The following is a 4601-nucleotide window of genomic DNA, read 5'->3' on the forward strand; positions in this document are numbered from 1 at the left end:
CTTCCTGGTCGCGGGCGTGCACGAGGGACGCCAGAGCCAGGGCGACGGTGCCTTCGGCTGACCCGCAGCGCAAGCCAGGTGCAAAGGCCAGCACGTCCGGCAGGGTCTCCCCAAGCCGGACGTGCTGATGCCCTGCCTCAATCCTGCTTGCTGATATGCTCGATTATAAACAATTGTTTTAACTGAATTTCTGAATTTTCATTTCCGAAGGCAGCCAGATTAACATACTTTATATTCAATTTAAGGCCACGCTAGGCAACATCGCGGCTGAATGATCAGCCGTCGGCTGGGACGGCAATGCAATTAGTGTGTCGAAGGTGTTTTCGACCAGCCAAGTTGCAGGCTTCCGGCATGTGATCTGAGGTGTGCGCCGATGTGTATTGTATGTGGTCAGGATCATGCCATTGGATCCGATGCGGCCGACCCGATCGCGGGAGCGACGTGGATTGGCACACCGGCCAGCGGCGCTGCCGCAGCAGACGGGGGATCGTTCACACCAGTAGTGAGGTCGTCGAACGACAACCTCAACGGGATCCTGTCCGCCACGAAATGGGCGACCACCACCCTCACTTTCTCATTTCCAGACGTCTATTCCGATTACGGCTCTGGATACGGAGACCAGAGTGGCGCAACCGGGATGAGCGTGCTGACCGCGGCCCAGAAGGCGGCCGGGCGCGCCGTCATGGAGGAGATTGCGGCCGTCTCAGGCCTCGCCTTCACGGAGATCGATGAGACCTCCACCACTCACGCCGCTATCAGGATGGCGAATTCGACGGCACCGTCGACCTCGTACGCGTGGTTGCCCGGTTCGGGCAGCGCATCAGGCGACGCCTTCTTCGGCAATGTGAAAGCCAGCACTCCCGTGCCCGGCACCTACGCCTACCACACCTACCTGCACGAGATTGGGCACACTCTCGGCCTAAAGCACGGCCAGGATACCGGCACGTTCGGCGCGATCTCCGCACCGATGGACTCCATGGAGTTCTCGGTGATGACCTACCGCTCGTATGTCAGCGCCCCCCTCAACGGCTACACCAACGAGTACGCAGGCTACGCTCAGTCGCTGATGATGCTCGACATCGCGGCACTCCAGCATCTGTACAGGGCCGATTACAACACCAACTCAGGCGATTCAGTTTATTCCTTCGACCCTGCGACTGGTGAGATGTCGATCAATGGCGTCAGCCAGGGTGAGGTCGCCGGCAATCGGGTGTTCCGTACCATCTGGGATGGAGGTGGCCGGGACACCTATGACTTTTCGAACTACGACACGGACCAGTCGATTGAGCTCGGCGCCGGATCAGGCAGCCGGACATCCACCGCTCAGCTCGCCAATCTGGGCGGCACGTATGCCCGTGCCAATGTCTTCAACGCCCTTTTGTACAATGAGAATCTTGGCTCCTTGATCGAGAACGCGATAGGCGGCTCGGGCAACGACGCGATCACCGGAAACCAAATTGCCAACGTCCTTCAAGGTGGCAATGGCGACGATACACTGGATGGCGGGCTCGGCGACGACACGATCGTTGGCGGAGCGGGTGTCAATGCCCTGTACGGTCGGGCGGGCGACGACACGGCGGTGTTCGATTTTAGTCTCACGGAGGCGAGCGTCGGTCTGCAGAACGGCGTGACCGCCGTTAGCGCGTCGCACATTACGGCCCTGCTGTCCGGATTTGAGCACTACGCCTTCGCGGACGGGCAGATCGACACCTGGGATGGTGCTCCCCTCGTCGATGACCTGTTTTATGCCATCGAAAACAAGGACGTGTTCAGGGCCGGCATCGATGCCGACCCGCACTACATGCAGGTCGGCTGGAGGGAGGGACGTAACCCCAACGCCTACTTCGACACTGCAGCCTACCTGCAGGCCAACCCCGATGTCGCAGCCGCCGGCCTCAGCCCCCTTGACCACTATGCTGCCTCCGGCTGGAGAGAAGGCCGCAATCCCTCCCCACGCTTCGACACTGACCTCTATCTCAGACAGAACCCCGACGTTGACGCCGCGGGCATCAACCCGCTGCTTCACTACCTGCTGACCGGCTACGATGAGGGACGTCAGGCCCCCGCCTCCGGCAGCATGACTTCCAGCGACGTGGCCACCTTCCACTTCCGCTTCGCCGACGCGATGGTGAGCTACGACGCGGCCGGGCAGGTCAGCATCGACGGGCCGGACGGCAGCCACGCCGTGCTCGCGCCCGGCCAGGTGGGCGTGTACCGCTTTCAGGACGGGATCATCGACACCACGCACGTGGGCGCGCGCGAGCTGGTGGACGACCTATACTACTACGCCCAAAACAAGGACGTGTGGACGGCCGGGCTAGACGCGGCCGCGCACTACTATGCCTCCGGCTGGATTGAGGGACGTGATCCGAACGCGTACTTTGACACGAGCGGATATTTGGCGGCCTACGAGGACGTGGCGGCAGCGGGGTTGAACCCGCTGGTGCACTACGATGCGTCAGGCTGGAAGGAAGGACGCGATCCCTCGGGCTCGTTCGACACGAGGCACTATCTGAGCCAGAATCCCGATGTGGCCGCGGCTAATCTGGATCCGTTGTTGCACTTCCTCATCTCGGGGCAGAACGAGGGTCGGGCTGCGTTCGCGGACGGTGAGTTCGCTCAGCCTTGATCGGACTCCTTCAGACAAAGCATTCAGGCATCCGCTCCCAACCTCAGGCTGCGTGCCGCGCGACCTCGTCGACAGATTTCAGCTGTTCCCCCGTCGCGCCGCGAGCTTCTGCCCCACGGCGCAGGCGCTACTGGCATCGTCGGCCTGCACCGCCGTAATCTGATTCGCGACACCTCCTTTCAGGATCAGATGCTCAGCCTGCGGCAGACTGCACAGGGCATCGCTGTTGGTTGGTATCACAGTGGTCGGCTCTGCGAGCTTGTCGGCGGCGTATTTGGCGATGGAGGAGGCGAGACAGGAGCGGCCAGGACGCTCAAGCCGGAAAGCAAGTACTCCGCCCACTTTTCTGTCATTATGCTTGTCACACTTCCAAATTCATAGAACTAAATGGTCGTTCCTGAGTAATTATTTTAGCGAGTATTCACTCTTCGTGGTACAGAGCAGAGCGCGGCTGTAATGGCCACTATGCATCAATTTGTATGCGTTGATGGGAGCATCACTCCAAGCTCGCTCGACTCGATGTGCAAACACAGCCTGCAATGAGCTGCTTGGGACGCACGACTCCCGGCGGACGTCATCGGTCCCGATCATAATTGCCCGCAATTACCAGGCAGAAGCACTCTGAACACACTTAATTCTCAGACTTACCGATTTATTATGGTTTATCTTCATTAGCGTGGAATATGATATCTCAAAGGGACGGAACTTTTCGAGAGAGACACTCAAGAGATCTGTATAGTAGCCAATACTGTCCCGGTCTCTGTGCGAATAACAAACCGCCAGTGATCGATATAGTTCACCAATTCGCCGCCCTGGCGCATTTCATTCACAGTTTCTTCAGCATATTGTAAAATCATCTGCAAATCCTCTGCCAAAATGCCCTCGTCATCGTGGACAGTATTAAGCCCGTCGGTGAGGTCGAAATAAAAGCGCATAGGCCCACGACCTCCCAAGTTATAACGACACTGAGATTACCGCTTAGATTACCTACAAGAATCTCAGCCAGCCTGTTGATACACAAAGACCAAGCGTCTGTATTAATAGAAATTTGATAGGACGCAGCCAATCTTTGGGGATAGCAGAGCATAAGATTAAGGCTTAGGCGCGAGACTTAATGCAGCAAATTTCAACTTAAGCGTGAGATTAAATGTGCACATAGAACTTGCGCGAGCACAACCCGCGGAACAATCGATCCAAAATGACCTGACCGGCAATTTGGGCTAAGCCCAGTGAGAGGCTACTGCGTAGCGGTAGCCCCGAGTAGGCACACGGGCAGATCCGGGAAGCTGACGGGCGCGGGCAGTCGGTAGCGGAGCGATGAGTGCTGCCTGGCGCGGTTGTAGGTGTTGTGCTAGCGGCGGATCACGACCTGCGCCTCCTTCATCGAGTAGAAGATCTCCAGCTTCAGGCACTTGTCCTCCAGTTCGTGACGATCCAGACAGCATTTCCGCTGTAGAGGCCTGAATGAGGTGCAATCTTCGTCGCGGTTACGACACCCAGGGCCGGAAGATCACCCCGCCCACAATCGAGGATTTGCGCTAGGAAGGCGATACCACAGCGTCCGTTTACTGCCACGCGCCGTGGCTGCCACTGCAGCTGTAGTTCAATTACGTGCACGACAGAGCGGCTTGAATCGGAAAAACAAAGCCCATCGCTACAGGGAAATGACAGTTAGGAATGCGCAGCCCTTGGCAGACGACATCGAATTCAAGGAATGGCCCGCGCGACTAATGCCGAGCGAGCCAAGTGGACTTTAAAGCGCGATGAGATGATCACGCATTTTGCCGCTCCCTCTAATACCGCCGCGCTTTAGCGTTGACTCGAACGTGAGTTGGTCGTGACGCACGTCTGTGCTGGCCTGCGACCTGTGCAGCAGGAGGCCGCGATGGCACGACCGGGCTTGACGATCCGCACCGATCTCGCCAGTGCCGCCGAGTTGCGTCGCCTGGCCCGGCGCGAGCCCCGCCGCCGC

General features: G+C 58.5%; 4 protein-coding genes and 1 pseudogene. 1 reads left to right on the plus strand and 4 read right to left on the minus strand.

Annotated features, from left to right (window positions below; all coding sequences use genetic code 11):
• Window positions 1-637 precede the first annotated feature (637 nt).
• Window positions 638-2629, plus strand: coding sequence for a M10 family metallopeptidase C-terminal domain-containing protein (locus ACKUB9_RS34005; RefSeq protein WP_407531067.1), 1992 nt, complete (start codon window positions 638-640; stop codon window positions 2627-2629).
• A 78-nt stretch (window positions 2630-2707) separates the two neighbouring features.
• Here the strand turns inward: ACKUB9_RS34005 and ACKUB9_RS34010 are convergent, their stop codons facing one another.
• From ACKUB9_RS34010 to ACKUB9_RS34025, 4 genes and pseudogenes are all read right to left on the minus strand, one after another.
• The gene (locus ACKUB9_RS34010) at window positions 2708-2971 is read right to left on the minus strand and encodes a hypothetical protein (RefSeq protein ID WP_407531069.1); all 264 of its coding nucleotides are present in this window, start codon (window positions 2969-2971) and stop codon (window positions 2708-2710) included.
• Window positions 2972-3351: 380 nt separating this feature from the next.
• On the minus strand, window positions 3352-3564 hold the full coding sequence (locus tag ACKUB9_RS34015; RefSeq protein WP_407531071.1) for a DUF6894 family protein: 213 nt from the start codon (window positions 3562-3564) through the stop codon (window positions 3352-3354).
• Window positions 3565-3866: 302 nt separating this feature from the next.
• Window positions 3867-4055, minus strand: a pseudogene (locus ACKUB9_RS34020) (integrase core domain-containing protein); the annotation flags it as partial.
• A 327-nt stretch (window positions 4056-4382) separates the two neighbouring features.
• Window positions 4383-4601 (minus strand): hypothetical protein (locus ACKUB9_RS34025; RefSeq protein ID WP_407531072.1); only part of this gene is annotated, 219 nt, incomplete at its 5' end.

Source organism: Methylobacterium oryzisoli (assembly GCF_046557895.1).
GTDB classification, from domain to species: Bacteria; Pseudomonadota; Alphaproteobacteria; order Rhizobiales; family Beijerinckiaceae; genus Methylobacterium; species Methylobacterium oryzisoli.

Bases quoted from the DNA above. Each gene is read 5' to 3' on its own strand.
- ACKUB9_RS34005 (WP_407531067.1), top strand. From the start codon at position 638: ATGAGCGTGCTGACCGCGGCCCAGAAGGCGGCCGGGCGCGCCGTCATG.
- ACKUB9_RS34015 (WP_407531071.1), bottom strand. From the start codon at position 3,564: ATGCGCTTTTATTTCGACCTCACCGACGGGCTTAATACTGTCCACGAT.